Source organism: Novosphingobium sp. B-7 (assembly GCF_000410615.1).
Taxonomy (GTDB): Bacteria; Pseudomonadota; Alphaproteobacteria; order Sphingomonadales; family Sphingomonadaceae; genus Novosphingobium; species Novosphingobium capsulatum.
On sequence record NZ_KE148409.1, the window covers coordinates 6,934 to 10,634 of the forward strand.

3 protein-coding genes are annotated in these 3,701 nt (G+C 64.0%); 1 reads left to right on the top strand and 2 read right to left on the bottom strand.

Annotated features, from left to right (window positions below; all coding sequences use genetic code 11):
* Positions 1-731, top strand: a 731-nt coding sequence (locus tag H926_RS28530) for a DUF3376 domain-containing protein (protein WP_043610293.1), incomplete at its 5' end; no start/stop codon positions are given.
* A 98-nt stretch (positions 732-829) separates the two neighbouring features.
* Here the strand turns inward: H926_RS28530 and dnaJ are convergent.
* Positions 830-1,969: a molecular chaperone DnaJ gene (gene dnaJ / locus H926_RS0117740; RefSeq protein ID WP_022677501.1), complete on the bottom strand. Its 1,140-nt coding sequence runs from the start codon at positions 1,967-1,969 to the stop codon at positions 830-832.
* Positions 1,970-2,089: 120 nt separating this feature from the next.
* On the bottom strand, positions 2,090-3,701 hold a 1,612-nt coding region (gene dnaK, locus H926_RS28535; protein ID WP_043610295.1), incomplete at its 5' end, for a molecular chaperone DnaK.

Sequence of the window (3,701 nt, forward strand, 5' to 3'; positions counted from 1 at the left end):
GGGACGAAGCCGCCGGCATCGACCCGGCCGCGCGTGAGGCGGCGCGCGACGTGGTCTATCGTGCCCAGGCGCTTTATCAGGCGCGGGCCAGCCTGAGCGGCCTTGGCCCCGGCTTTGCCGCCAGCGCGGCCGTGGTGCGCGAAGACCCCGGCGCGGTGCTGACCGCGATTGCCGCGCGGCGCGATCTGGCGCGGCTGGATGATGAAGTGGATGGGCTGTTCGTCCATGCGCTGGGCATGATGGACAAGGCGCTGCGCCGCCGTTTCTTGCACGCCTATCTGGGCTTTCCGTTTTATGACGTGGCCACGCTGCCGCTGTTCCAGGGCGATGGCCTGGGTGAGTTCGACCCGGTCAAGGTCGATCGTATTTCGCCCGAAGACGCCACCGCCATCCGCAGCGGCGGCACGCGCGCCTGCCTCAAGGGCATTGCCTTTACCCACTTCGGCGCGTTCTTCAGCCGTGCCTGGCGCGAGAATGACTATCTGTGGGGCCGGCTCAATGGTGCGGAACGGCTGATCGACATGCTCTGTTCAACGCTGGACGAGCCGCTTGATGCTGCTTTGATCGAGACCTTCAAGCGCGATGCGTTCCTGGCGATCTTGGCCGAAGAGGAACGGCGCTTACGGGCAGACGCTGAGTTGGTGCCAAGCGTGCGAGCGGAGGTTTTGGCGAGGTTTGATGGTGGCTTCCACCACCCCCCGCCCCCCTCCTCTAAAGAGGAGGGGGGTTAGACATAAAAAAGCCCCCTCCTCTTCAGAGGAGGGGGTTGGGGGTGGTGTTAGGCCTGGCGCGGGCATTTGCGAAAACCGCGCCAAACCAAAGCCAAACGTTATTCCGTCAAATCGGTCCAGGCATCCTTGATGCGTTCGAAAAAGCCCTTGGATTGCGGGCATTCTTCGCCGGTTTCGGTGCTCTGAAATTCGCGCAGCAGTTCGCGCTGGCGCGCCGAAAGCTTGGTGGGCGTTTCCACCTGGATTTCCACGACAAGATCGCCCGAGCCGCGCCCTTGCAGCACGGGCATGCCCGCGCCGCGCTTGCGCAGCTGCTTGCCCGATTGGATGCCGGCGGGAATCTCGATCGCGTGGCGGCTGCCGTCCAGGCCGGGGATCTCGATTTCTCCACCCAGGGCTGCGGTGGTGAAGCTGATCGGGGCGCGAGTCAGCAGGGTGGTGCCGTCGCGCTCGAACACCTTGTGCCGGGCAATGTGCAGGAAGATGTAGAGATCACCCGCCGGAGCGCCATTGGGCCCGGCCTCGCCCTTGCCGGCCAGGCGGATGCGCGTGCCGGTATCGACGCCGGCGGGAATATCCACCGCCAAGGTCTGCGGCGCATCGACGCGGCCTTCGCCACGGCAATGACGGCAGGGCTTTTCGATCACTTCGCCGCGACCGTGGCAGTTGGGGCAGGCCCGCTCCACCATGAAAAAGCCCTGCTGTGCGCGCACCTTGCCATGTCCGCCGCACAGGTTGCAGCGGCGGGCAGAAGTGCCAGGCGTGGCGCCGGAACCACTGCACGGTTCGCAAGTCTGCGAAACCTCGACACTGATTTCGGCGGTCTTGCCATGGAACGCCTCTTCCAGCGTCACTTCCATGTCATAGCGCAAATCAGCGCCGCGCCGGCTTTGCTGCCGGCCGCCACCGCCACCAAAGGCACCGCCGAAGATCGTTTCGAAGATATCGCCGATGTCGCCGAAATCGCCGCCGCCAAAACCGCCTGCACCGCCGCCACCGGGGCCGCCCTGCTGGAACGCGGCATGGCCATAGCGATCATAGGCGGCGCGCTTTTGCGGATCGGAGAGGCAGGCATAGGCCTCGTTGATCTGCTTGAACTTGGCCTCGGAATCCTGGCACCCCGGATTCTTGTCGGGGTGGAATTTCATCGCCAGCTTGCGGAACGCAGACTTGATGACCTTGTCATCAGCCGTCCGTTCCACTTCCAGCAATTCGTAATAATCGGCTTCAACTGCCATAACAAAGCCCTCGCCCCGCACGGGGAGAGGGCCTGGGCAATGCCATGTTAAAGGCGTTCCTGGTCCCCTCTCCCCGTCCCTTGCCGCGCTGCGCGGCAAGAGAGGGGGTCATGTTGCAGATCAAGCCTTGGTGTCGTCCACTTCCGAGAACTCGGCGTCGACCACGCCATCGTCCTTGGGCGCTTCTGCCCCCGGAGAGGCGGCACCGGCCTGTTCCTTTTCATAGATCGCCTGGCCCAGCTTCATCGCCTTGTCGGTGAGAGCCTGGGTCTTGGCGGTCATGTCTTCGGCATTGCCGCTTTCGATCGCGGTCTTGGCTTCTGCCAGGGCTGCCTCGATTTCGGCCTTGAGGCCCGCGTCGACCTTGTCGCCATGCTCTTCGAGCTGGCGCTCGGTGGCGTGGACCAGGCTTTCGGCGTTGTTCTTGGCCTCGGCCGCCTCGCGGCGCTTCTTGTCGTCAGCCGCGAACTTTTCAGCATCGCGCACCATCTGGTCGATATCGGCGTCGGACAGGCCGCCCGATGCCTGGATGCGGATCTGCTGTTCCTTGCCGGTGCCCTTGTCCTTGGCCGACACGTTGACGATGCCGTTGGCGTCGATGTCGAACGTCACCTCGATCTGGGGCACGCCGCGCCGTGCGGGCGGAATGCCGAGCAGGTCGAACTGGCCCAGCAGCTTGTTGTCCTGCGCCATTTCGCGTTCACCCTGGAACACGCGGATGGTCACGGCCTGCTGGTTGTCTTCCGCGGTCGAGTAGACCTGGCTCTTCTTGGTCGGGATCGTGGTGTTGCGGTCGATCATCTTGGTCATGATGCCGCCCAGCGTTTCGATACCCAGCGAAAGCGGGGTCACGTCGAGCAGCAGCACGTCCTTGACGTCGCCCTGGAGCACGCCGGCCTGGATGGCCGCGCCCATGGCCACGACTTCGTCAGGGTTCACGCCGGTGTGCGGATCCTTGCCGAAGAAGTCCTTCACCACGTCGCGCACCTTGGGCATGCGGGTCATGCCGCCGACCAGCACCACGTCGTCGATGTCCTTGGCCGAAAGGCCGGCATCGGCCAGCGCCTTGCGGCAGGGCTCGAGCGTGCGCTCGATCAGCTTGCCGACCAGGCGTTCGAGGTCCGAACGGGTGATGGTTTCCACCAGGTGCAACGGGGTGGTGCTGCCACCTTCCATGCGCGCGGTGATGAAGGGCAGGTTGATTTCGGTGGTCTGGGCCGAAGACAGTTCGATCTTGGCCTTTTCCGCCGCTTCCTTGAGACGCTGCAGGGCAAGCTTGTCGCCACGCAGATCAAGGCCTTCCTTGCCCTTGAACTTGTCCGCCAGGTATTCGACCAGCGCGGTGTCAAAGTCTTCACCGCCCAGGAACGTGTCACCGTTGGTGGACTTCACCTCGAACACGCCATCGCCGATTTCGAGGATGGAGATGTCGAACGTGCCGCCGCCAAGGTCGTACACGGCAATGGTCTTGCCGTCCTGCTTGTCGAGGCCATAGGCCAGCGCGGCCGCAGTCGGCTCGTTGATGATGCGCAGCACTTCAAGGCCAGCGATCTGGCCGGCGTCCTTGGTCGCCTGGCGCTGCGCGTCGTTGAAGTAAGCGGGCACGGTGATCACCGCCTGCGTCACGGTTTCGCCGAGGTAGCTTTCGGCGGTTTCCTTCATCTTCTGAAGGGTATAGGCCGAAATCTGCGACGGGCTGTAATCCTGGCCGCCAGCCGCAACCCACGCATCG